Origin of the sequence: Klebsiella sp. GG_Kp146, assembly GCF_040061975.1 — a bacterium.
Lineage (GTDB): Bacteria > Pseudomonadota > Gammaproteobacteria > Enterobacterales > Enterobacteriaceae > Klebsiella > Klebsiella quasipneumoniae.
The window spans coordinates 24,312-49,392 of the sequence record NZ_JBEAHA010000043.1 but is presented as its reverse complement, the minus strand read 5'-3'; the positions used below and the strand labels follow the sequence as shown (position 1 = coordinate 49,392).

Annotated in this window: 23 protein-coding genes; 5 read left to right on the top strand and 18 right to left on the bottom strand. The window is 54.9% G+C overall.

Annotated elements, in window-relative coordinates; all coding sequences use genetic code 11:
- Positions 1-87 precede the first annotated feature (87 nt).
- Both fucO and rhaM read left to right on the top strand, forming a co-directional pair.
- Positions 88-1,236 carry a lactaldehyde reductase gene (fucO, locus tag ABLU95_RS24730; protein WP_289553605.1) on the top strand — a complete coding sequence of 383 codons (1,149 nt, stop codon included), beginning with the start codon at positions 88-90 and terminating at the stop codon, positions 1,234-1,236.
- A complete protein-coding gene (gene rhaM / locus ABLU95_RS24725) occupies positions 1,233-1,547 on the top strand; it encodes an L-rhamnose mutarotase (protein WP_023291515.1) in 315 nt (104 codons plus the stop codon). The genes fucO and rhaM overlap by 4 nt, the downstream gene beginning before the upstream one ends.
- A 47-nt stretch (positions 1,548-1,594) precedes the next feature.
- Here rhaM and ABLU95_RS24720 read toward each other — a convergent pair whose 3' ends face one another.
- The 9 genes from ABLU95_RS24720 to ABLU95_RS24680 form a co-directional block, all read right to left on the bottom strand.
- On the bottom strand, positions 1,595-2,974 hold the full coding sequence (locus ABLU95_RS24720) for a carbohydrate porin (RefSeq protein ID WP_032429039.1): 1,380 nt from the start codon (positions 2,972-2,974) through the stop codon (positions 1,595-1,597).
- A 157-nt stretch (positions 2,975-3,131) separates the two neighbouring features.
- A complete protein-coding gene (locus ABLU95_RS24715) occupies positions 3,132-4,493 on the bottom strand; it encodes a NosD domain-containing protein (RefSeq protein WP_348880457.1) in 1,362 nt (453 codons plus the stop codon).
- A gap of 59 nt (positions 4,494-4,552) precedes the next feature.
- Positions 4,553-6,241: a glycoside hydrolase family 32 protein gene (locus ABLU95_RS24710; protein ID WP_348880456.1), complete on the bottom strand. Its 1,689-nt coding sequence runs from the start codon at positions 6,239-6,241 to the stop codon at positions 4,553-4,555.
- Positions 6,225-7,646, bottom strand: coding sequence for an MFS transporter (locus ABLU95_RS24705; protein WP_348880455.1), 1,422 nt, complete (start codon positions 7,644-7,646; stop codon positions 6,225-6,227). Before ABLU95_RS24705 ends, ABLU95_RS24710 begins: the two co-directional genes overlap by 17 nt.
- Positions 7,647-7,716: 70 nt before the next feature.
- The gene (locus ABLU95_RS24700) at positions 7,717-8,727 is read right to left on the bottom strand and encodes a LacI family DNA-binding transcriptional regulator (RefSeq protein WP_023291510.1); all 1,011 of its coding nucleotides are present in this window, start codon (positions 8,725-8,727) and stop codon (positions 7,717-7,719) included.
- Positions 8,728-9,186: 459 nt separating this feature from the next.
- A complete protein-coding gene (locus ABLU95_RS24695; protein ID WP_023291509.1) occupies positions 9,187-10,452 on the bottom strand; it encodes an MFS transporter in 1,266 nt (421 codons plus the stop codon).
- 41 nt (positions 10,453-10,493) lie between these two features.
- The gene (locus tag ABLU95_RS24690; RefSeq protein WP_101978044.1) at positions 10,494-12,617 is read right to left on the bottom strand and encodes an alpha-galactosidase; all 2,124 of its coding nucleotides are present in this window, start codon (positions 12,615-12,617) and stop codon (positions 10,494-10,496) included.
- Positions 12,618-12,731: 114 nt separating this feature from the next.
- Entirely contained in the window at positions 12,732-13,727 is a 996-nt protein-coding gene (locus ABLU95_RS24685) for a substrate-binding domain-containing protein (RefSeq protein ID WP_032454463.1), read from the bottom strand.
- 90 nt (positions 13,728-13,817) lie between these two features.
- On the bottom strand, positions 13,818-14,366 hold the full coding sequence (locus tag ABLU95_RS24680; protein ID WP_002882865.1) for a helix-turn-helix domain-containing protein: 549 nt from the start codon (positions 14,364-14,366) through the stop codon (positions 13,818-13,820).
- Between the two features lie 100 nt (positions 14,367-14,466).
- Here ABLU95_RS24680 and ABLU95_RS24675 point away from each other — a divergent pair, with 100 nt between their 5' ends.
- Positions 14,467-15,126: an AzlC family ABC transporter permease gene (locus ABLU95_RS24675; RefSeq protein WP_072421422.1), complete on the top strand. Its 660-nt coding sequence runs from the start codon at positions 14,467-14,469 to the stop codon at positions 15,124-15,126.
- Entirely contained in the window at positions 15,126-15,449 is a 324-nt protein-coding gene (locus ABLU95_RS24670; RefSeq protein WP_008807893.1) for an AzlD domain-containing protein, read from the top strand. Before ABLU95_RS24675 ends, ABLU95_RS24670 begins: the two co-directional genes overlap by 1 nt.
- Here ABLU95_RS24670 and ABLU95_RS24665 read toward each other — a convergent pair.
- The 9 genes from ABLU95_RS24665 to fdhD form a co-directional block, all read right to left on the bottom strand.
- Positions 15,446-16,039: an AAA family ATPase gene (locus ABLU95_RS24665; RefSeq protein WP_348880454.1), complete on the bottom strand. Its 594-nt coding sequence runs from the start codon at positions 16,037-16,039 to the stop codon at positions 15,446-15,448. The two genes, ABLU95_RS24670 and ABLU95_RS24665, sit on opposite strands and share 4 nt — an antisense overlap.
- Positions 16,036-16,473: a PTS sugar transporter subunit IIA gene (locus ABLU95_RS24660; RefSeq protein WP_130939759.1), complete on the bottom strand. Its 438-nt coding sequence runs from the start codon at positions 16,471-16,473 to the stop codon at positions 16,036-16,038. Before ABLU95_RS24660 ends, ABLU95_RS24665 begins: the two co-directional genes overlap by 4 nt.
- Positions 16,474-16,482: 9 nt before the next feature.
- Complete coding sequence (locus ABLU95_RS24655) at positions 16,483-16,752, bottom strand: hypothetical protein (RefSeq protein WP_017899833.1); 270 nt, start codon at positions 16,750-16,752, stop codon at positions 16,483-16,485.
- A gap of 59 nt (positions 16,753-16,811) precedes the next feature.
- Complete coding sequence (locus ABLU95_RS24650; RefSeq protein ID WP_032429032.1) at positions 16,812-17,654, bottom strand: class II fructose-bisphosphate aldolase; 843 nt, start codon at positions 17,652-17,654, stop codon at positions 16,812-16,814.
- Positions 17,641-19,008: a PTS sugar transporter subunit IIC gene (locus ABLU95_RS24645; protein ID WP_004203642.1), complete on the bottom strand. Its 1,368-nt coding sequence runs from the start codon at positions 19,006-19,008 to the stop codon at positions 17,641-17,643. The genes ABLU95_RS24650 and ABLU95_RS24645 overlap by 14 nt, the downstream gene beginning before the upstream one ends.
- Positions 19,001-19,315, bottom strand: a complete 315-nt coding sequence (locus ABLU95_RS24640; RefSeq protein ID WP_004203640.1) for a PTS sugar transporter subunit IIB — start codon at positions 19,313-19,315, stop codon at positions 19,001-19,003. The genes ABLU95_RS24645 and ABLU95_RS24640 overlap by 8 nt, the downstream gene beginning before the upstream one ends.
- An 11-nt stretch (positions 19,316-19,326) precedes the next feature.
- On the bottom strand, positions 19,327-20,307 hold the full coding sequence (locus ABLU95_RS24635) for a 6-phosphofructokinase (protein ID WP_032454459.1): 981 nt from the start codon (positions 20,305-20,307) through the stop codon (positions 19,327-19,329).
- Between the two features lie 389 nt (positions 20,308-20,696).
- Positions 20,697-20,909, bottom strand: coding sequence for a YdgH/BhsA/McbA-like domain containing protein (locus ABLU95_RS24630; protein ID WP_023291501.1), 213 nt, complete (start codon positions 20,907-20,909; stop codon positions 20,697-20,699).
- Between the two features lie 128 nt (positions 20,910-21,037).
- Positions 21,038-21,874: a formate dehydrogenase accessory sulfurtransferase FdhD gene (gene fdhD, locus ABLU95_RS24625; protein WP_023291500.1), complete on the bottom strand. Its 837-nt coding sequence runs from the start codon at positions 21,872-21,874 to the stop codon at positions 21,038-21,040.
- A 156-nt stretch (positions 21,875-22,030) separates the two neighbouring features.
- On the opposite strand from fdhD, the gene fdnG reads away from it, so the two are divergent.
- Positions 22,031-25,081 (top strand): formate dehydrogenase-N subunit alpha, encoded by a 3,051-nt coding sequence (fdnG, locus tag ABLU95_RS24620; protein ID WP_182962358.1) that lies wholly within the window; start codon positions 22,031-22,033, stop codon positions 25,079-25,081.

Below are 25,081 nucleotides of genomic sequence, written 5' to 3'. Positions count from 1 at the left end.
ACCTGTAGCCCGGGTAAGGCGCCAGCCGCGACCCGGGAGTGGGTGAAGGGAAACGGATTACCCAAATCAACATTAAGGAGAATTATCATGAGTTTTATGTTAGCACTACCTAAAATCAGCCTCCACGGCGCAAGCGCTATCGGCGATATGGTCAAGCTGGTAGCGGGCAAACAGTGGGGCAAGGCGCTGATCGTCACCGACGGGCAGCTGGTGAAGCTGGGCCTGCTGGACAGTCTGTTTTCCGCGCTGGATGAACAGCAGATGGCATATCAGCTGTTTGACGACGTGTTCCCCAACCCTACCGAAGCGCTGGTGCAGCAAGGCTATGCGGCGTACCAGGCGGCCCGCTGCGATTACCTGATCGCCTTCGGCGGCGGCAGCCCAATTGATACCGCCAAGGCGATAAAAATCCTCACCGCCAACCCTGGCCCCTCCATAGCCTATTCCGGCGTCGGCAAAGTGAAAAACGCTGGCGTGCCGCTGGTGGCCATCAACACCACTGCCGGCACGGCGGCGGAGATGACCAGCAACGCAGTGATTATCGATAGCGAGCGTCAGGTAAAAGAGGTGATTATCGACCCGAACCTGATCCCGGATATCGCCGTCGACGACGCCAGCGTGATGCTCGACATCCCGCCAGCCGTTACCGCCGCCACCGGCATGGACGCCCTGACCCACGCCATTGAGGCCTTTGTCTCCGTTGGCGCCCATCCCCTGACCGACGCCAACGCCCTCGAGGCCATCCGCCTGATCAACCTGTGGCTGCCGAAAGCGGTAGACGATGGACACGATCTGCAGGCCCGCGAGCAGATGGCGTTTGGCCAGTATCTGGCGGGCATGGCGTTCAACAGCGCCGGCCTCGGGCTGGTACACGCCCTGGCCCATCAGCCTGGCGCCACCCACAACCTGCCGCACGGGGTGTGCAACGCCATCCTGCTGCCGATCATCGAAAACTTTAACCGCCCGAACGCCGTGACGCGCTTCGCCCGCGTGGCGCAGGCGATGGGTGTCGATACCCGCGGCATGAGCGATGAAGCCGCCAGCATGGAGGCCATCAACGCCATTCGCGCGCTGAGCAAACGCGTGGGGATCCCCCAGGGCTTCAGCCAGCTTGGCGTCAGCAAAGCCGATATCGAAGGCTGGCTGGACAAAGCGCTGGCCGACCCGTGCGCGCCATGTAACCCGCGCCCCGCCAGCCGCGATGAGGTCCGCGAGCTCTATCTGGAGGCATTATGATCCGTAAAGCCTTTGTCATGCAGGTGAACCCCGACGCGCACGAGGAGTACCAGCGCCGTCATAACCCCATCTGGCCGGAGCTGGAGGCTACGCTGAAAGCCCACGGCGCGCACCACTACGCCATCTATCTCGATAAAGAACGCCACCTGCTGTTCGCCACGGTGGAGATTGAGTCCGAAGCGCGCTGGAACGCCGTCGCCGGGACCGAGGTATGCCAGCGCTGGTGGCAGCATATGCGTGATGTGATGCCTGCCAATCCAGACAACAGTCCGGTGAGCGCGGAGCTTAAAGAGGTGTTTTATCTGGAGTAAAACTACGGCTGCCCCGTAGTGCTGAGCGGGGCAGCCGTTTCAAGCTCTTAGAAGAAGTACTTAAAGCGCACGCGCGCGCCGTAGCGATCGTCGTCATCGCTCTGGCTCAGCTTATTGTCGCTATCCAGAATGGAGTAATAGGCGCCGAGATAGATATTAAAGTTCTGCATATTCATCACGTTCGGAATTTGATACGACGCGTGGAAGGTATGAATATTGTAGGTGCCTTCATCCTTAATCCAGCAATCGTTATCGCAAATCACCCCGGCATAATCGCTGATTTTGTTATGCGCGTAGATATATCCCAGCTCGAAGCGCCGCCACAGCGCGTTCACCCCGGCGGTCAAATCCTGTTCGTTGCTGGCGTCCATATAAGCGGTGTTCAGATTCACCACCACCCCGTCCTCCGGGTCGCGCTTCAGGCCGTTCCAGGTCATGGTCAGGCCATAGCCGGTGCGCCCCGACTGATCGATAAAGTTGCCCTGGGCATCTTTATAGCCGTAGGCGTTCTGCACCACGTTCGCTTCCATGGCCGCGGCAACGGAAAATTCGTCTTTCGCCCATGACACCACCGGACGCAAATAGGCGACGTTCTTTTTCTGCTCCATATCTCGACCATGGTAGCCATCGTTGTCGTACAGCGACGTACCGTCTTCCAGCAGGGTGTTGAGCTCAAAATACCAGTTATCAAGCTGCTTGCTCAGCAGAAAGTTGCCGCCTGCGTCAGAGCGGCCGCGCCCCTCTTTCATCATATAGATATAGCCATGGCCGTCGCTGTAGAGGTCGTTGGCGGTATTACCGGAGTGCTCGACGAAGGTGTCCTGGTTCAGCGGGAACATATCGTACGCTTCAAAGCGCCCCACTTTCACCTTCCAGTCGTTCTCCTGACCAAAGAAGAAAACCGCGTCGTCGAGGTTCATCGAGCCGGTCATATCCGCCAGCGGCTGGACAGAGAAACCGGCAAAATAGCCGTTATCCGTTTTGCGGATACCGTCGAAGCCGAGCAGGATACGGCCGTTTAAATCCCACTTATCGTAGGTGGGATCGCTGCCGACATCGGCGTTGGTCATCGCCAGCAGACCGTGTTTGCTTTCCGCGTCCATGTTGAACTCCACGTCGCCGTAGATTTTCAGATCGCCATAGCCGGATAATTTCAGCTCCGGGACGCTAAGATTCTTTTTACTCTCCGCGGTTGCTGCCGCGCTGTTTACCGGCACACGAGTTTGCGCCGCCTGAATCGCGGCATTCTGCTTCGCCTGCAAATCCCGCACCTGGCCTTCCGCTACCGTCGCCCGGCTTTCCGCGGCGGCTAGCCGCGCTTCAAGCTGTTCCATTCGTTGTTCCAGCGTCAGTTGATTATTTTTTCCGACCGCCGATCCCGTCATTAAACACAAGCCTAGCGCTATTGATAATGTTGTTTTATTCATTTTTATTTTCCCAGAGGTAAAAGGTGGGATAAGGTGAATAAAAATATTCACCTTTTATATTTTGATTTTTATTTAGCAGAAGAATGAATGAAATAACGTGTAATCTGCCTCCTTAAATAACGTCATTCGCTATACGGATTAACAAACAGAGTGAATATTAATTTCCAGCAACCGGTGTCGCCCTGAAGGCATTACGCGCTCTGTCTATGACCACCTGTGCGTCACTGCCGCTATCAAGTATCGTGTTTTGCGCGGATTCTTTTTCTACCTGTACGGCGACCGCATCGAGTTCTTTTAACCTGCCCGTCGTCAGCAAAGCGCTGACCTGCGCCGCAAAGCAGGCATCCTCTTCAGAGGGCTGCGCCTGCGCCGCTGACGTCTCCGTGGTCGCCACGATATGGTTATTCACAATATAATTCCCTTTGCCGGAAACAAGGCGGATGATGACCGGTTTTATTCCCAGCGGCTTGAGATACTGGACATCAATCGTTTCGGAAATATGATTGGCAATAACCGAATTATTACTGCCGTTTATATGCAGCAAGCCATAGGCGTCATCCAGGCCGTTGTCATAGGCCTGCATCGGCGGCCAGGGTTCACGATCGCGCAAGAAATGGTTTGCCGAGATCAGATTCTCCGCGCAGTTGTTCTCGAGAACGAGCATTCCCGGATAAAATGAATGGAATCGATTGCTGGTGATGCTAGAGCGGACCACGCCCGATAAGTGCACGCTGCTCGCACCACGGGGAAAAATATTGTTGGTAGAAATCAATAACCCCCCGAAGTTTTGCGCGTAAATAGAATAGCCTTTATAGCCCGCGCCAATCAGGTTATCGGTTATTTTTGAAGCCTGCCCGGCGCCACGCAGCTCGATACAGTTACCGCATTCGGCGATAAAGTTATTATGGATCGCCATTGCATCGCTATTGTACGTGGTGAGGCCATGCTCCAGATAGATAAATCCCATCCCGGTAATGCGGAAAGCGTCCTGCGCGCTGGCGATATAAATGCCGGTTTTACCGTTCGTATAGGTATTTTCCGGGTCGTTGTTTCCCAGCCCATCATCAACAAAGTGCAAACCATCAATACAGAAGTTTTCGAACGCCACCGAACTGATACGCGGCGCCCCGCTGCGTTTCACGTAAAATGCAGCGCCAGCATGTTCTTCATCGCCGGGCTGCGGGCAGAGATCGACCAGGATACGGCTCCCGCCCGGCCATATATCGTGCAAATTCGCCCACTCGTCCGCCGGCGTATTAAAGCGAATGCTCGAGGAGACAAAACCATGCCCGGAGCCCATAATTTTTAAATAACTGATATCAATTAAGACCTGCGTCTTCAGATGATAATCACCGGGCGGAATATAAATCGCGGCGCCCGGTTTACCCCCGTCGTTAATATCGGTTTCAGTTTGTCGCGATTTAATATCGGCGAGAATACTGTTAATGACTTCGCCAATATCCTCATACGGGTTGCCGACGTGCCACTGCGTAACATCATAATAATTTTTACGTACCATGAAAAACCGCCTCTAATGATAATAAGAAATCGAACATCAACGCTTAAATTTGACTTTGCTTATTCCTGCGAATACGTCGAGCGATATTGCGTAAGCTGTGCCGGCGCGCCGGAGAGCTGGATCCGGGTGAGCTGACTGCATGAGTAATAGCGTCGCGTACCGCATACGCTGCCCTGATTTGCGAAGACCTCAACAATCCCGGCATCAAAACACAGCGTGACGTCGCTGACGCCGGCCACCGGCGCGCGGTAACGCCCATCGTCCCGGCCTTTTTCATATAGCGTCAGATTTTTACCGTCCTGTTCGAGGATGATTTGCTGGCCGCTATCGCCCGTTAACGTCAAACGGAAACCATCGGCAGGCATAAAGGTTACAATGCCGGCTTTACAGCCTTTCTCATTAACCCAGATATCACCGTCATCCAGCGCATGGCGGCTGACGACCAATGATTCCGGCGGCAGCTCCGGCATCATGCATAGCCGCTGCTGCGCATTGAGATGAAAGCGACGCGGGAGCGACATTTCCCCCGAGTAAGCGGAGTCCACCGGTTTCTGCGTCGCCCAGTTATATAACCAGGCAAAGCCGATTCTTCGATCGTCCTCACCCCAGGTTTGCAGGGCGTAGAAATCCGTACCGAAATCTAAAGTCTGCAGCGGCTGCTCGGACGGCGTGAAATAGCCGTTCCGGAAAGTACCGGTCTGGGCAAAAAGCAAATTATGTCGCCCGGTTGTCGGCTCCGTGTAGCCAACGACGCCGATAATTAATACCCATACGCCATCCAGGCAGAAGAAATCCGGGCATTCGACGCAGCGACCGCCGTTTTCGCGAAAATAGCCGGGAGCGACATACAGCACATGATGGAACGTCCAGCGTTCACTATCCGCCGAGTGAAATAGCAGCATCGCCGGATCGCCATTTACCGACGCGCCGAGGATCATATAAAAGGTGGCATCGGCCTCTTCGTACCAGACTTTTGGATCGCGGAAATCGCAGTCCACGCCCGCAGGCAGGTCGGTTAAGACGGTTTTTACCCATTCCGGCTTATCGTAGTCGTCGTGCGCAACGGCCATTTTCTGCACTTCCCGGTATCCGCGATACAGATCGTAAGCCGGGAGTCGTTCGGTATACCAGAAGCGGGTTTTTCCTTGTTTATCAATATACGCGCTGCCGGAAAACGCACCGCCCGTCGCGCCTAACGCGGAAAGATTCTGCTCTGGCTGCAGGAAAACCGGATAATGCCGCCAGTGATACAGATCGCGGCTCACCGCATGATTCCAGTGCATTGGGCCCCATTGGCTGGAGTGCGGATGATACTGATAAAACAGATGCCACTCGCCGTTCTTGTAGTGCAGCCCGTTAGGGTCGTTCATCCAGCCGGTACGCGGCGAGAAATGCAATGCCGGACGCAGCGGCTCCTGCAGATACTCGTCAGCAATATCCTGACCGCTCATCAGGCGCAAATCCTGCCCGGCTGTCGCGATAAAGGTGACGCCGCTCGCGCGCAGTGAATCCGGATGCCAGGTGTAACAAAGCGATATCTCGCTATATTCCGACTGCCACTCCAGGGTGGCAACGCCGTCCTGAAACGAGGTCCAGGTAAAATACTGGAAATAGCCCGACGCCTCCTGAATCTTAAATATAATCTGACCGTTCACGCGAATAGAAAACAGGGGTTGCGCCGCCGGTTTGGACGCTTTCAGCCACAAATCAATGCGCTGACCTTGTTTTATATTAAATGACAGGGACATCCTGAACCTCCTGTGGTTGACCGCGACCTTTTTCCAGCTCACGTTTTGCAAGATCCGTTTTGATTTTCTCAAGGAACGCGTTATTCAGCTTGAAGTAGCGCACCAGATACGCGCTGATGAAATAACTCACCATCGGCAACAGTGAGAACATCATAATAATCCCTTGAATAGTCTGAGAATTCTGCTGCGGCTCATTCGCGACATAGCCGGTAAACGCCAGAATCCAGGCGACGATTGCGCCAGCGACCGCCAGCCCCATTTTGAGCATAAACAGGTTTCCCGCAAAGGAGATGCCGGTCAGACGTTTACCAAATTTCCAGTCGCCGTAGTCATCGACATCGGACATCATCGCCCACAGAATGGGGCCAGACTGAATTAAATGCAGAACGTTAATAATGATGAATAGCGTCATCAGCGGGGTCAGCGATTGCGGATCAACAAACCACAGCGCAAATGAGAGAATGCCGAGAATAATATTAATAATGCGGAACAGCGCCAGCTTATCAAAGCGATCGGTAAGCGGTTTGGCAAGCACGCTGCCCAGCATATTACAGGCCACGCCCAGCGCCATAAAGAAGGTAATAAATCCGACAGACGCCTTCATGACATAAGTCGCATAATAAATAGTGACGCCACCGCGGATAAATGCCGGAAAAACGTTCAGGAAAGTAATAGAGATCATTAAGAGCCACTGATCGTTTTTGATAATGTCCCGCAGGTCTTTTTTCAACGACTCGTTTTGCTTAACCGATACCACCCGCTCTTTAATGCTGGAAAAGCAGAACAGGAACATCAGCGTTGCCGCACCACCCATAATGACCATGGTCAGCTGGAAACCGGAGGCGCGGTCGCCATTACCCAGCCAGTCCGTTAACGGCAGAATAGAGGAGGAGATAATTAATGTTGCCAGGCCATTCAGGAAAAAGCGCCATGACAAACAGCCCATACGCTCTTTCTGATTGAGGGTAATGACGCCGCCGACCGAGCAATAGGGAATATTAATCGCGGTATAAATCAGCGACATAACCAGATAGGTAACCCAGGCATAAATAATCTTGCCGTTCATGCTGAGCTCTGGGGTCGTGAACATCAGTACCGCCCCCAGACCAAACGGAAATGCCATCCATAATAGCCATGGACGGAATTTTCCCCAGCGCGACACGGTGCGGTCGCAGATTGCCCCCATCAGCGGATCGCTAAACGCGTCGAAGATGCGAATCACCAGGAATAATGTGCCCACCACTCCGGCATTGAGGCCATAGACATCGGTATAGAACCACGTCAGATAGAGCGCCAGTACGCTCCATATCATTCCTGAACCGGCGTCACCCATGCCGTAGCCGATCTTCTCCCTCAGCCCCAGCTTTTCATAAGCGCTTGGCTTTTCCATTGCGGTAGCAGACATAAATACACCTATTTTTTGTTAAAAGGAGCCCATGGCGCCAAATTTCGCGCCATTTCTAAACATAAATCCCTTACAGGGAAGTAATATTAATTTTTACGCTGCTCTCACGAATAATTAACCGAGAGACAATTTCGTGCATTTCAATACTGTCCGGCTGCTGTTGATGTTTCACCATCTGAAACGCGAGGTGAGCAATTTCATTTACCGGCTGTGCAACGCTGGTGATTTTTTTTGTTTGCGCCAGTAGGGTATTATCAAAGCTGGCAATCGCAATATCTTCAGGAGCGGAGATGCCTTTTTCTTTTAGTCCATCGATAATATAGTTTGCCGCAATATCATTATACACTAAGAGGCATGTACAGGTTCGCGTCGGCTCGCTGAGTTTCTCGATAACATCATCAAGAATACTAATATGGCCTGATATCTTTTCACCCTCGCCTTTGGCTATCCAGAACGAATTATCTTTAGCAAGCTTTAAACCGTGACTCGCTATTTTTTTGCTGTACGACGAAACCTTACGGCTATCCACCCCTTCCTGGGCCACAAAGCCAAATGAAAGATGGCCTGTATGAATAAAATGTTCCGCAATACTTTCTGCGCCCCGGTCCTGATTAATCGATACGGAATTAAAGAACCGGGATACCTGGGTGACGACGGCGACCGGGATCCGGGTAATGCTTAACCATTCTGAAAGTTCGGCTTCTGCTTCTGTCGGCACCCATAGCAAACTGTCAATGCCCATCCCCACTAAGGTCTGAATAATATGTTTATCCTGCTGCGGCTGATTCTGATGCGTTTTAACGATCACCGATTTGCCGATATACCGGGCCTCTTCTTCCACCGTCGCCAGCAGTTCACAGAAGTGAGGATTCACCAGATTAGGCAAAACCACACCAATCAGCCCTGAACATTTCCCGCTAAGCTGAAACGAACTTTTGCTGGGAACATAGCAAAGATAATCCATCGCCTCCCGCACCGCCTTACGCGTTTCCGCGACTACGCTGGGGTGATTATTCAGGACTCGTGATACGGTCGCCGTCGAGACCCCAGCTCTTTTCGCTACGTCTTTAATCGATGCCATGGTGATTGATCATACCCTCTAACAATGGTGTTCACTATAAATTGTGAACTCTGCCAGGAATGTAATCCAGTTCACATGTTGCTGCGTTACATAGATCCATACTCTGGCCTCGCATTTTTATTTTACTGGTCATCTTTATTAAGATACGTTAATTGAGAAAAATAACATAATAAAAAGATATCAAGCTTTCCAGACAGGAAATACAGAGGTGTGATGATATCATTACAGCTCATCACGAGTATGAGGGAGTTAACTTTTATTGACCGAAAGGATTATCTCTTTTTTACAAAAAGAAGAATAAGTTATAGCCCTTATATAGGGTAAAGCCGGGTACAATTCTGGCGGTTATTGTTCATTCCTTATATTTTAATGCCTACCGCTGCTTATGCGCTCTTTCATTTTCACCATAAAAATATTCTTATCTTTCAGTCACATCCATGTGATCTTACCTTCCAATGATTAAACCGTCATCGCATTATCGCGCAGCGGCTCAGTTTTCGTCTTACCCGCTAACGTAAACGCCGATATTAAAGTGACGGTGAGGGCAATACCGCCGAGGATCATATAGGTCTCCTGGAAACCAATCCGATCATACATATTCCCGGCGAAGGCGGAGAGGAAGATCGCCGCCACCTGCTTGGCGAACTGGAAGCCCACCAGGTAAATGGTCGCCGACAGGCGGACGTCAAACACGCCGGTAATATATTTAAAGGCGCCCACCAGCAGGAATGGCACCTCCAGCGCATGGAGCATTTTCAGCGCCACCACTTCCGCGGCGGTGGTGGCGAAGGAAGAGCCAATCATTCTTGCCGCCATCACCATCCCGGCAATCAGCAAGGTATTCTTCGCCCCGATGCGGTTAATAATCCACGGCGAGCTGAACATAATGATGGCGTTACAAATTTCTCCCGCGGTGGTGGCGAAACCAAAGGCACGGGTGCCTGCTTCCGGGGTCGCGAAGAACGATTTAAAGAAGGTGGCGAACTGCTGATCGAAAACGTCATACACGCAGGCCACACCGATGACGTACAGAATAAACATCCACATCTTCCGCTGGCGGAACATGCGCACCGCCGTTTTTAAATCGATCGCCGGGCGATTGGCGCCGAGCGAGTCCATTACCTGCGCGGACTGACTGGCCTGCGGTTTGGCGATAGCCACCAGCACCACCAGCAGCAGCGCGGCGGCCGAGCCCATCCAGAACACCCACTCCGGGTTAACGCTGAACAGCATCCCCGCCGTGGTGGCGCACAGCGCCCAGCCCAGGCAACCAAAGGTGCGCGCCTTGCCGTATTCAAACCCGCTGTTGCGGCTTACCCGTTCGATATAGGCCTCCATCGCGCCGGCGCCGGCGGAGAACACAAAGCCAATGTAAGCGCCGCCGCTCAGCGCCCCGAGCCAGATATTGGTTTTCAGCAGCGGAGCGAAAACATAGAGGAAGAAGGGAGCAATCAGCACCAGCAAAACGGTCACGATCCACATCAGGTGTTTTTTCAGCCCCAGCTTGTCAGAGATCACCCCGAGGATCGGCTGGAAACAGATGGCGAACAGCGACAGGCTGGAGAAAACGAGGCCGGTTTCGGTTTTATTCAGGCCGATGACGTCCGACAGCCAGATCGGCAGAAACGGAAAGCAGGTGGCCATGATGAAGAAGTAGAGAAAGAAGAACAGCCCGAAAATCCAGAAGTTGGGGTTGTTTTTGTGGGTACAGACGGTCGGGTTCATTATATTTTCCTCAAGAAGGGCCGCGGCGCGGCCCGGTACCATCACACGCGTTGCAGGCCAATCAGAATGGCGCTTTCCGGGTCGAGGATGGGCAGCGCCAGCCCCGCCTGCTGTAGCCACTCACCGCTTACGGTCTGCGGCGTCGTCATCCATGCCGGCAGCTTCCGCATGGTGTGGCCGCCCTCGCCGGTGATCTGTATGTTCGGATGATCGAGGAGCGTCACCTGATAGCGGGCGCTCGCCTCCAGCCCCGCCAGGCGCAGCGGCGCCATCAGGGTGTAGTCCGGCATCGCCAGCTGGCTGACGAGGAAAATCGCCTGCGCTTTATCCGGGCTGACGACGCCATGGGCAAGGGTGGTGGCGTCCGGCATATCCATCCGCCACTGCACGCCGTGATGGATCACGTCGCGCCACTGCTTATGCAGGGCCGCGTATTTCCGGTACCCGGCGCGTTCTTCTTCATCGGCGCTCACCGGATCCAGCTCAAGCCCCATATGACCGAACAGCGCCGTCAGGCCGCGGAAGGCGATACTGTGCTGGCGGAAGGTGGCATGACAGTGGCGATTACCGATGTGCGCGCCCATCACCTCCGGCGGGAAGAAGTAGCTCATGCCGCGCTGGATGGTATTGCGTTCAAGGGCGTCATTGTTGTCAGAAGCCCAGAAGCGATGGCTTCGCTTGAGGACTTCATAATCGATACGACCGCCGCCGGAGGAGCAGGATTCAAATTCAATATGCGGGAAGCGGGCCACCAGCGTATCGAGCAGGCGATAGAACTGGCGGGTTTGCGCATCGGCGGCAGCTTTACCGTTATGCCCGGGCTGTACCAGCTCGCGGTTCATATCCCACTTCACATAATCCACCGCGTGCTCGCCCAGCAGCCAGCTCATCCGCTCCAGCAGATAATCAAAAGCTTCCGGAATATTCAGGTTCAGGACAAACTGATGACGCCCGGGAAGCGGCGTATAGCCCGGCAGCGCCAGCACCCAATCAGGGTGTGCCCGAAACAGATCAGAATCCGGGTTAATCATCTCAGGCTCCACCCAGATGCCGAACTCCATCCCCAGCGACTTCACGTGGTCGATAACCGGCGTCAGGCCGTGGGGATATTTGTCCTCATCGAGATACCAGTCGCCGAGCGCCGCCCAGTCGTCGTTGCGACCTTTAAACCAGCCGTCGTCAATGATAAAACGCTCCACGCCCAGCGCCGCTGCTTCATCCGCCATGCGCATGATGTAGTCCGGATCGTGGTCGAAATAGATCCCCTCCCAGGTGTTGAGATGCACCGGGCGCGGCTTGTTGCCCGGGAAGCGAATAATCCGTTCGCGCAGATAACGATGGAACTGCTGGCTCATGCCGTTCAGCCCGTTCGCCGAGTAGCTGGCATACAGGTACGGCGTCCATAAGGTTTCCCCTTCCGCCAGCGCCATTTCGCCAGGCAGATAGAGCGCCTCGGCCTGCAGATAGCGGCGGCCATCGGTTTTCACTTCCGCCCGCAGGCGGTGATTACCGCTCCAGCCCAGGTGCACGCCCCACACTTCGCCCTGCATCTCGCTAAAGGCGTGGCTGCCGGTGATCAGGGCCGGGAAATGTTCGTGAGAGGTACGCCCGCGGCGGTTCTCCAGCACAAAGCTGTCGTGTTCAAGGAGCAGACGATGGGGCTGGAATTCGCGGATCCAGCGGCCGTGAAAAGCCATTACCTCGCGAGCGCGTTCGGCGACCGGCAGCGTGACCGCCAGGCGATCCACCTGCCATGGGCTGGCGCGCAGATTGGTCACGCCATGGCGCACGCTCAGCACGCCGCTGCTATCAAGCTGGATTTCACTGCACAACCGCAGGCCGGCCTGCGGGTCTTCGCTGACCAGGGTCAGCGTCTGGCCCTCGTGCCGCACTTCGCTGGTGGCGAAAATCGGCGAAGCGTCCAGCCCCTGGCGATGGCCTTCAATGCCCGGAGCGCCAAACAGACCATGGCCCAGCTCCGCCATTAAGGTGACCGGGGAATCGACGTCGAGGCGGCCATTGGCGACCGGCCGCGTCAGGCTGTTGACATCCTGCGGCGAAAAGTGGCTTAAATGCGGCCCCCAGTAGATAATTTCGGCGAAAGGGCGGGTTTTGATCACCACGTCAGCCGCTGCGCTTTGCAGGCGTATAATCGAATCAGACATTAGACATCTCCACTTCAAGGAATGCCTTACTGTTGATCCGAAACGTTTCGGACACCAACCAAAACGTTTCGGATCCGTGATCGAGTTCAGGAAATTAATCTATGGAGAGAGGTATCAGGCGGTTTCGCCGGGGATGAATTCGGGTTGCCAGAGCACCTGGAGCGAGGCCAGATCCTCGCCGGCGATTAAGCGGCGGACCATCGTGGCTATCTGGCGGCCCACCCCCTGTCGGGTGGACTGAACCACTGCGCCTACCGGGGTGTCGATGATGCTGTCCTGCGGCAAACCGTCGTAGACCACCAGTGAGACGCGATCGGCGCCGGTAAGACGCCCGAGCTGAGCCAGGGCCATCGCCGCGCCGTCGCCATGGGTGTTGCAGTCGGTGACAATCGCCGTTGGCGGTTCAGGCAAGCGCAGCAGCTCCATCGTTGCCTGAAACCCGCCGCGGCGGGTGGGCGGCACGCTGCGCAGCCAGGTTTCCGCCAGGCCCGCTTCGCGCAGGGCTTCCAGGTAACCGTTGCGCCGTTGGGTAATAAACGCCTGATTATTATTTTCACTCAGCAGCGCGATGCGCCGATGCCCCTGGCTAATCAGATGGCGGGTGGCGCGGTAGGTGCCCGCCTGGTTATCGAAATCAAACCAGGCGTAGGGCTGCGGCAGGCGGCTACGGCCCAGCGCGAGGAAAGGAAAGCCGGAAGAGAGCAGCTGAATCAGGCGCGGGTCGTCGTCCAGGGTATGCGCGACGATCAGCGCATCGACGCGACGGCTCTGCACCATGCGCATATACCCGTGCTTATCGGCCTGTTCATCATCGGCGATCAGCAGTAAATCAATCTCATAGCGCGCCAGTTCGTGGCTGATTTCTCCCACCATTTCGAGAAAGACGTTGTTATTCAGCGGCGCGGGACGTACCGGGAAAACGAGGCCAACGGCGTCGATTTTGCCCATTTTCAGGCGACGCGCGAACGTGTTTGGGCGATATCCGCGACGCTGCGCTTCAGCCTCGACGCGAGCACGGGTCTCCTGCGACACATCATCATAGCCGTTTAACGCGCGGCTGACGGTCGTAACCGAGATCCCAAGTTCTTTAGCAATGGCTTTCAGCGACATAGGTATGCCTGTCTTCGCGGAAGAATGCGGCTAGTGTCCCGCAATACGGCTATGGCGTCCAGCGAGAGCGCGACGCCCGCCGGTGCGATATCAGTTTTGCTCAGCGATCAGCAGCGCCTGCGTATCCGGCTCCAGGGCCTGAAACACATGCTCCTGATCCGCCGGGTAGCAGATATAGTCGCCCTCGCCGAGCTCTTCCGGCGCCGACGTCAATCCTACCCGCGCGCGCCCCTGAGTGACGATAATATGTTCCACTGACCCTGGCGGATGCGGATGCGAAATGCGGTCGGCGCCGGGCTGGGTGAGCAGCAAATAGATGTCCCTACGCGCGCCGGGCGGGCAGGCGGCCAGCAAAATAGCCTGATAGTTCGCCTGCTCAGCCACCACTTTTGTCCCCTCGCCGCGGCGGATCACCTGCGTTTTGTTCACCTGCGGCTCAAGCAGCCGGGCAAATGGAATATCCAGCGCCACGCAGAGCGACCACAGCGTTTCCAGACTAGGATTACCGTTGCCGGACTCCAGTTGCGATAGCGTGGATTTGGCGATACCCGCCCGACGCGCGACTTCCGCCAGCGAAAGCCCGGTCCGCGCCCGCTCCCGCACCAGACTTTTGGCGATAACGCTGATTGGCTGTGTCATACCCGCCCCTTTGTTTTTTATATCGAACGATTCGTTCGCCTTGAAAAACGATCATTATGTGTTCATTATAATGGAAATTCGTTCGATATAGCTAAGTGATATGAAACAAACTCTCTCCAGTCTCAGCGGAGACACGATAAAAGCGATTGCTTTAGTTTGCCTCGCCGTCGGGGTGGTGGGCATGTCCTATGGGTCGCTGGCAGTGGCTTACGGCTTCCCCTTATGGGTGCCGCTCGTGCTTTCGATGTCCGTGCTGGCGGGCGCCTCTGAATTTATGTTTATCGGCATTGTCGCCAGCGGCGGTAGCCCACTGGCCGCCGCCGCCGCTGGCCTGTTAGTCAACGCGCGTCATATCCCTTTCGGGGTGACCGTGCGTGAACTGGTGGGTCAGCGCGCCTTAAGCTTTATCGGGTGCCACATTATGAACGACGAGAGCGTGGTCTTTGGCTTGTCGCAGCCCACCCCCGCGCAGCGCAAAGCGGCCTACTGGCTGTGCGGCGCCGGCGTGGCGCTGATCTGGCCTTTGGGTACGCTCACCGGCGCGGCCGTCGGCAAACTGCTGCCGGCGCCGGAGACCATCGGGCTTGATGCGGTCTTCCCGGCAATCCTGCTGGCGCTGGTGATCCCGGCCTTTAAAAACCGTACCACGCTGATCCGCGCCGCCAGCGGCGCCGCGCTGGCGCTTGCCGCCGTGCCGTTTGCGCCTACCGGGCTTCCGGTGCTGCTCTCGCTGTTTGGTTTACTGTCGAGGAAAAAATAATGGGCAATATGACGCTGTTTATCGCCGGTATCGCCATCCTGTCGCTGGGAACCTATCTGATGCGTCTTGGCGGCGCGAAGCTTGGTAATCGGCTGGCCTTTTCCGAGCGCTCGCAGGCGCTGCTTTCCGATGCGGCGACGGTGCTGCTTTTTTCCGTCGCCCTGGCCACCACTTTCTATGAAGGCGCGCATTTCGCCGGCATGGCGCGCGTTCTGGGCGTTGCCGTCGCCGTGTTCCTCGCCTGGCGCAAGGTGCCGCTGATCGGCGTAATTATCGCCGCGGCGGTGGTGACGGCGCTGCTGCGGCTGGCGGGTATGCCCTAGGACGGGTATGCGAAATTCGCCAGGCCGGTGCGTTGTCCGCTAATTGTGCCTTCAAGCCAGTGAATAACCGGCGTTATCTCCAGCGGGCACCGCTGGTCTATCGTCAGAAGGGGCCCTAAAGACATGGGCTGCGCACGCCCGGCCAGCTGGGCCAGCTCCGGCAGATACTCTTCGCCGGGGTGGCCCGGTGACCGCGTCGCCAGCCGCGAGGCATAGCGCGCGACCGCCAGCTCGGGGGTGATATGGTTCCAGATCTCAATCACCTGCTCCACGCCCGCCTGCTGCAGCAATTTTTGCAAGGTCTCCCGGGGCTGGAAGCCGAACCAGGCGTCGATCAACCAGACCATGCTGGCAGGCGATGCGCCGACAATCGACCAGATCACCTCATACGCCGCACAGCCCAGTTGGCGATTCATTGGCCGGTCGACCGGGGCCAGACGCGCCATAAACGGCTCTTTGATGCCGTCGATCGTCAATACCGGCAGGCTGAAGGTCTCCGCCAGCAAACGGGTGATGGTACTCTTCCCCGAAGCCGGAATGCCGTTGATTAAAATAGCCGTTTTGCAGACTGGGGTCAGATGTCTGTTCATAGTAATGCGATAACCTCCTCCCGGCTGCGGGCCATCCGCAGTTTGGCCATCGTGTCATTGTTATCCAGCAGCGCGACGATGGAGCGGATCCCCTCCTCGATATGCGCATTGCTATCCCGGGCGCCAAACATAATGACAATGTCGGCCTTTTCACTGTCTGCAAAGGGAATCGGCTTTTCCAACAGCACCAGGCTAAAGCAGTTGCGTCTGACGCCGCACTCGGGTCGGGCATGGGGGATAGCAATACCTTCATCGAAAACGTAATAGGCGCCATGGTTCAGGGTATTGTCGATCACCGCCTGGCTATATTCGGTCGAAATAAAGCCTTTTGCCTCCAGCGGGCGGGCAGCCAGCTTTATTACCCGCTGCCAGTCGGACTCCACAACGCCAACCTGAATGGCATCGGCCTCAATAAGCAGTTCTTTTATGGTCATGCTGTATTCCTAAATATTGCGGCGAATAATATTGCGTAAATTATCAATCTGCAGAAACAGCGTATCAATATCCTGCCGGTGGGTGGTGCTTTTGGCATATATGGATAGCGCCCGGTTGTAAGTCAGCATCAATGTTTTTTGCACCTCGCTATTGCCAGGCTGGCGCTGTAGTTCGCCTTCCAGCCTGGCAATCTCCTCCGCCAACTGACGGGACTGTTGATCATAATCCTGCAGCGGGGTTTGCTCTTTTTTCCACAACGTTTTCAATGATTCAAACATAGCAAGTTCCCTCCCTGGCGGAAGACAGGGCAACGAAATAGAGAGTGACGGAGAAAACGTTATTTAAATAACGCCATTTTTTCCATTAAGACATCAGTGACAGCCTGGTTGGCGGGAATTAAGAATTTCCGTACGCTGTCATTCACTTTCCCTTTCTCAAACGTCGTTTTACAGCGGTCAACCCACTGCACGTTCATTTCCGTCCCGACGTTCACTTTATTAATCCCTTCGGTGACGGCCAGCCGCATATCCTCATCGCTGACACCGGTACCGCCATGCAGCACCAGCGGCACGCCGGTCGCCGCGCTAATCTGTTTCAGCCGCTGGTGCTGTATCTGCGCTTTACCGGTGTAGAGGCCATGCACAGTGCCCACCGAGACGGCCAGCATATCGACCTGGGTCTCCTCCACAAAGCGTTTTGCGTCTTCGACGGTGGTAAAACAGATATCTTCCGCCGCCACCGCTTTTCCATCCTCTGACCCGCCGATCGCCCCCAGTTCGCCTTCTACCGTAATATTGCGCGGGCGGGCCATTTCCACCACTATTCGCGTATTACCGATATTTTCCTCAAGGCTTAAATGTGAGCCGTCGTACATCACCGACGAAAAGCCCGCGTTCATTGCCGTCTCGATGGCCTTAATATCTGAGCAGTGGTCAAGATGCAGACAGGTTGGAATATTTTCACTGTCCGCTAATGAACGCACGGCGTCGACCAGCAAACGATAGCCGAGGTACTCCGCGGTCCCGGTTGAAATTTGGATCATTAACGGGCTGTGGCTGTTTTGCGCGGCTTTGAAAAATGCCGGTAGCATCTCAATACAGTGCAAGTTAAACGAGCCAATCGCTTTAAAATTTCTCTCTTGGGCGATTTTTAAAATCTCATTGAAATTATACAGACTCATGAACATTTTCCCCTTTCGGCTTAGCGGATTTCCCGTTGACAAACCATGCCAGTGCGGCGACAAACACAATAAATAAGGCGACAAAGAGCCAGTTATTCTGGAAGGCGTGGCCTAATACCAGACCCGAGCTGATGACGTCAGAGTCGCTGAAGGTGACGCCCGTAAAGCCGTAACTCTCCAGCATGGGCACCAGAATGGCCGGCAGAAACGTGATAAACAGACCGTGAATAACCCCGCCGATCATTGCCCCGCGGCGTCCGCCCAGCGCGTTGCCAAATACCCCTGCCGTGCCGCCGGCGAAAAAGTTGGTTAACAGCCCGGGGAGGATCATCGCCAGACCGAACATTGGGAAGACCAGCATGCCGATAATCGAGCCGACGGTCGTCGCCAGAAATCCGACAATCACCGCATTCGGCGCATAAGGAAACAGTACCGGGCAATCGAGAGCCGGCTTCGCATCCGGGACAATACGCATTGCGATACCGCGAAAGGCCGGCACCAGCTCGTTGAGCAATAAACGCACGCCGCTATAGAGGACAAAAACCCCGGCGACAAACTGAATGGACTGCATAAAGGCATACATCAGGTAGTTAATCCCGCCGGAGAACTGCGCGATGTACTGCGGGCCCGCCGCGATAGCCGGGATGAGATACATCGGCACCATCACCACCGCCATGGCCAGATAGGTATCCTGCAGAAACTTAAAGTTATCAGGCAGCTCGAGATCTTCCGTGGAGCGGGAACCTTTGCCGACGACCTTCGCGACGGCGGCCTGCACCAGATAACCGATGGTACAGAAGTGCCCCAGGGCTACGTCGTCAGACCCGGTTATGCGCCTGACCACCGGCTGCGCCAGGGCCGGCATTAACACCGCCATCACGCCGCCGAAGATGCCCCCGGTTAAAATCAGCGGTACGCCGGTGAGCCCGGATTTATAGCCAATCACGGCGCCGATCGTCGCCATCCACAGCAGCGCCTGACCGGTCAGGAAAATATATTTTAGCGGCGTCAGACGGGCGATAATAATATTGACGGCAAAGATCACCAACAGCGTCAGCGCCACTTCCGAACCTAATTCCCGATTCGCTAACCCGGCGATGGCGGCCACATCGGTAATGTAGCCCTTCATGCCAAACCCCTGGGTGAAGATATCGTTGAGGAAGGTTAGCGTGGCGACAATGATGTTGATCCCGGCCATCATAATTAAGAAGCCGAGCAGCGTTTTAAACGTCCCTTCCGCGGTTTTTCCCGGGGATTTCTTTTGCAGGATCAGGCCAAGCATGGCAATAAAAGCAATAAGAATAGATGCCTGACCAAGTAAATCCTTAACGATAAACGCAACGAAGCTATTCATAATCAGCCACCTTCAGATGACGTTCTTTTAAGAATGCGACGATTTTGGTTTCAATTTCCTCTTTATCCGTAAGTTTATTGAGCACCACGACGCGTTTAATTTCCTCTTCAGTGGCATCGGCAGTTAAGATGTCGGCAAAGGTTTTTTGCGTCAAAATCATATCCGATTTAAAGGCTCCGGCTTCGGATACGGTGGTGTGTTCAATATGAGCGGGAATTTCCAGCTTTTTTAAAACTGCCTTCGCCGTCATTTCAATGGCAAAGCTTGAACCGAGGCCGCAGCCACATACGCATAAAATTTTCAGCATGGAGGGTCTCCTCAAATAATATTGAGTTGCTTGGCAAGTTTATAATGATGTCCTTCAGTATCGACCAGACGTTTTTTCATACTGACTAAATCAATCGGAATAGGTTTATTACTGGAATTAATTATTATGGCTTTATTTTTCATACCTGACTGAATACAGCGAACCACCTCACTGGCCATAATGGTGCCCTGATAAATCTCTTCACAGGTCGGTTCACCGCTGCGTAAGCCATAGCCGACAATCGTTTTACGGATACGGACGCCAATTTGCGGTTCCAGCTGTTTGATCATGGTATCAATCGCTCCCTGAAAGCCGGGAGAGTACTCTTTGGTGTAGCCTTCTGAGCAGAGGATAACGACGCTGTTCTGCATGCTCAGCTTCCGGGTAATCCGTTCCGCAAGCATGGCCAGCGGCATCTGCGCCTCCGGGATCAGGGCAATATCCGCATTGCATTTAATGGCGGACTGTAACGTTAGTTCTCCACAATAACCTCCTAATATCTCAACCATAAAAACCCGCCCCGGCAGCGCTCTTCCGGTATTTCTTAAACGGGAGACTTCTTTAATAATCTGCTCGCAGGCCGTGGAAAAACCAATCGTATAATCACTGCCATACACATCATTATCGATAGTCATTCCCACGCCAAAGCAATTAATATCAAATTCACTTAGGGTATTGAGAAACTGCAGGCTGCCATCCCCCCCGGCCATAATAAGCACATCAATACGCAACGATTTAAGTTTTTTAGCAATCATTTCATATTCGCTGCGCTGCAGTTTGCGACTGGTGCGTCCGGAGGTAATGATCGGCACAGCGGTAATAGAGAAATCAACCAGATCGCGCCACGCGATATCCTGATGATTTTTCTCCAGCAGGCCAGGAATACCGCCATTAAACAGGGTGATCTCGGCATCAGCCTGCCTGGCAATCTGGAATATAAAATTATTCATTCCCGAAACATCCCCGCCGCTAATAACGATGCCAATTTTCATGACGCTTCCTCGCTCATTTGCCTGACGACATTTTTCCCTGACTGCAAGACTTCTATTTGCAATGGAGATCACATAATGCGTATTAAATTAGGTCCGTGAATAGTTGACAGGAGTGATATCACGCTTATTTTTGTGATAAACATCTCATTAAAAGAGAGTGATCTTCATCGCTTTCTGGTTTTAATATCTTTATATTTCATAGCGTTAAAACATCGAGATATTCAGCATTGAAGATGTTTCATTTGCGGTAATAATGGGGATTTAAGAAAAGAACGGAAACGTGAGTACTGCCACATTTTTTTCGCGGCGGTGGGAAATAGTGGCTGTTTTTTGCCAAAGCGGAAACAAAAAAAGCGCCCTGAGGCGCTCTTTCGACAGTAACGTTACGCTTATTTGTTCAGTTCCGCAGTCATATGCACGCGGTTGCCGGTAAACGCTTCGGTAATTTTGTAAGACGAAGCGCCTGCTGCCTGGGCCTGCGCGGCGATTTTCGCTTCCGCGCCGTCCATCGTTGTCGCGGTAGCGGTGACGGTTTCAGCAGCGAAGGAAGCAAAAGAGGCGGCCATAGCGATTACTGCGACAAAAGTTTTGATGCTTTTCATGAGATAAACCCTTTCATTTAGTTGTTTAGATAAGGCGTTGTGCCTTGATGTGTTAAATAGTAGCCCGCACATCACCAAACAAAAAGCGGAAGGATTTGCTGTCATTGTTCAAATTTACTGATCAACTTTTAACCCGCATTCAAACGCTGCGGGTGGGTGTAGATCGTCGCCCTGCCCGGCTTGCAAAAGCCCACCAGCGTCAGGTTGCAGCGCTCGGCGACTTCCACCGCTAAGGTAGTAGCTGCTGATACCGCGAACAGGATCTCGACGCCGCACATCGCGGCTTTCTGCACCATTTCATAGCTGGCGCGGCTGGATACCAGCGCGGCGCCAGGCAGCCAGCCCTCGCCGATTTCCGCCCGCCGGCCGAGCAGTTTATCCAGCGCCACATGCCGGCCGACGTCTTCAAAACCGCCCGCCAGTTCGCCCGTCGACCGGACCCAGGCGGCCGCGTGGGTGCAGCCGGTGAGTCGGCCGATCGGTTGAAAGTCGTTAAGATGCGCCAGAGCCTGGTCGAGGTTGGCGAGATCGAACGTCTGGGTGAACGGCAGCGGCTGGACCGGCTTACCAATATCATTGAGCTGCTCGACGCCGCATACCCCGCAGCCGGTGCGCCCGGCCAGCGCGCGTCGCCGGGCTTTGAGCCCCATAAAACGCCGGCTGGAGAGTTCAATCTGCACCTCAAGGCCGTTGCACATCGACACCACGTCCATGCCGAAAATCTCCCGCCGATGCTCAATAATCCCTTCGGATAAGGAGAAGCCGACGGCGAATTGCTCGAGGTCTTTCGGCGTGGCCATCATCACTACGTGGGAGATACCGTTGTAGACCAGCGCGACGGGGACCTCTTCCGCTAACTCATCTGGCTGAGGGTGTTGCAGATCCTCGCGCTTCCAGAGGGAGACCTGGCGATATCCTGTGATATTCGTCACATTTTCGATTTGTTCGAGAGGCTTCTTGTTCACTTTGCTTTAACCGTATTGGAACAGGCATACACACAATGTGGTATTCTGTTTTTATCCCTTCAGGAATGAGGGAAATATGCCCTAATTCTGAACCTTTGCGGCCTTCACCGCAAAGCAAATAACTACATGTGACAATGTCGAAACAAGGAGCGAACCATGCAGGTCAGCAGAAGGCAGTTCTTTAAGATCTGCGCTGGCGGTATGGCGGGAACCACGGCAGCAGCGCTGGGCTTTGCCCCGGCAACTGCGCTCGCGGAGACACGGCAGTACAAATTGCTGCGCACACGCGAAACCCGTAACACCTGCACATACTGTTCTGTCGGCTGTGGGCTGTTGATGTATAGCCTCGGCGACGGCGCAAAAAACGCCAAAGCATCCATTTTCCATATCGAAGGCGATCCGGATCATCCGGTTAACCGTGGTGCGCTCTGTCCGAAAGGGGCCGGTCTGGTGGACTTTATCCATTCTGAAAGCCGCCTGAAATTCCCGGAATATCGCGCGCCAGGCTCCGATAAATGGCAGCAAATCAGCTGGGACGAAGCGTTCGATCGCATCGCGAAGCTGATGAAAGAGGACCGCGACGCCAACTTTATCGCACAAAACGACGCCGGCACCACCGTCAACCGCTGGTTGACCACCGGGATGCTGTGCGCCTCCGCTTCCAGTAACGAAACCGGCTATTTAACGCAAAAATTCACCCGCGCCCTCGGGATGCTGGCGGTGGATAACCAGGCGCGTGTCTGACACGGACCAACGGTAGCAAGTCTTGCTCCAACATTTGGTCGCGGTGCGATGACCAACCACTGGGTGGATATTAAGAACGCCAACCTGATCGTGGTGATGGGCGGTAACGCCGCTGAAGCGCATCCGGTGGGATTCCGCTGGGCGATGGAAGCCAAAATCCATAACGGTGCCAAACTCATCGTTATCGATCCGCGCTTCACGCGTACAGCGTCGGTGGCTGATTTCTATACCCCGATTCGTTCCGGTACCGACATTACCTTCCTGTCGGGCGTGATCCTGTACCTGCTGAATAACGAAAAATTCAACCGCGAATACACCGAAGCCTACACCAACGCCAGCCTGATCGTGCGTGAGGACTACAGCTTCGACGACGGGCTGTTCAGCGGCTATAACGCAGAAAAACGCCAGTATGACAAAACCAGCTGGAACTATGAGCTGGACGAAAACGGCTTCGCCAAACGCGATACCACGCTGCAACATCCGCGCTGCGTCTGGAACCTGCTGAAGCAGCACGTTTCCCGTTATACCCCGGATGTGGTCGAAAACATCTGCGGTACGCCGAAGGCCGACTTCCTCAAAGTCTGTGAATACATTGCCGAAACCAGCGCGCCGGATAAAACCGCGTCGTTCCTGTACGCTCTCGGCTGGACCCAGCACTCCATCGGCGCGCAGAACATCCGCACCATGGCGATGATCCAGCTGCTGCTCGGCAACATGGGGATGGCAGGCGGCGGCGTCAACGCCCTGCGCGGCCACTCCAATATCCAGGGTCTGACCGACCTCGGCCTGCTCTCTACCAGCCTGCCGGGCTACATGTCGCTGCCTAACGAAAAACAGGCCGACCTGCAGACCTACCTGACGGCTAACACGCCGAAGCCGCTGCTGAAAGACCAGGTCAACTACTGGGGCAACTATCCGAAGTTCTTCGTCTCCATGATGAAAGCCTTCTTCGGCGATAAAGCGACAGCAGAAAACAGCTGGGGCTTTGACTGGCTGCCGAAATGGGATAAGAGCTACGACGTTCTGCAGTACTTCGAGATGATGAATCAGGGCAAAGTGAATGGCTATATTTGCCAGGGCTTTAACCCGGTCGCCTCGTTCCCGAACAAAAACAAGGTCGTCGCTTCCCTGTCGAAGCTGAAGTTCCTCGTGACCATCGACCCGCTCAATACCGAAACGTCCACCTTCTGGCAAAACCACGGTGAGTCGAACGATGTTGACCCGTCGACAATCCAGACCGAAGTGTTCCGTCTGCCGTCCACCTGCTTCGCCGAAGAGAACGGGTCTATCGTCAACTCCGGCCGCTGGCTGCAGTGGCACTGGAAAGGTGCGGACGCCCCGGGGATCGCTGTCACCGATGGCGAAATCCTCGCCGGTATCTTCACTCGCCTGCGTAAGATGTATGCCGAAGAGGGTGGCCCGGCGCCAGAGCCAGTGCTCAACATGACGTGGAATTACTCCACACCGCATGAGCCGGCGTCGGAAGAAGTGGCGATGGAAAGCAACGGTAAAGCGCTGGCGGATATTACCGACCCGGCGACCGGCGCGGTGATCGTCAAGAAAGGGCAGCAGCTGAGCTCCTTCGCACAGCTACGCGACGACGGCACGACCTCCAGCGGCTGCTGGATCTTCGCCGGAAGCTGGACGCCGGAAGGCAACCAGATGGCGCGCCGCGATAACGCCGATCCGTCCGGTCTGGGCAATACGCTGGGCTGGGCCTGGGCATGGCCGCTCAACCGCCGCATCCTGTATAACCGCGCCTCCGCGGACCCACAGGGTAAACCGTGGGATCCTAAACGTCAGTTGCTGAAGTGGGACGGCGCGAAATGGGGCGGCGTGGATATTCCGGACTACAGCGCCGCCGCGCCTGGCAGCGACGTCGGTCCGTTTATCATGCAGCCGGAAGGGATGGGCCGTCTGTTCGCTATCGATAAGATGGCGGAAGGACCGTTCCCGGAACACTACGAGCCGTTTGAAACGCCGCTCGGGACTAACCCGCTGCACCCGAACGTGGTCTCTAACCCAGCCGCTCGCGTCTTCAAAGGCGATCTCGAGCAGATGGGCAAAGCGGAGAAATTCCCGTACGTCGGCACCACTTACCGCCTGACCGAACACTTCCACTACTGGACCAAGCACGCGCTGCTTAACGCCATCGCGCAGCCGGAGCAGTTTGTGGAGATCGGTGAAAAACTGGCGAATAAGCTTGGCATCAGCCATGGCGATACCGTCAAGGTCTCCTCCAACCGCGGCTACATCAAGGCCAAGGCGGTGGTGACCAAACGTATTCGCACGCTGAAAGTGGACGGTAAGGATATCGATACCATCGGCATTCCTATTCACTGGGGCTATGAGGGCGTGGCGAAAAAAGGCTTTATTGCCAATACCCTGACGCCGTTCGTCGGTGATGCGAACACGCAGACGCCGGAGTTCAAAGCTTTCCTCGTGAACGTGGAAAAGGTGTAA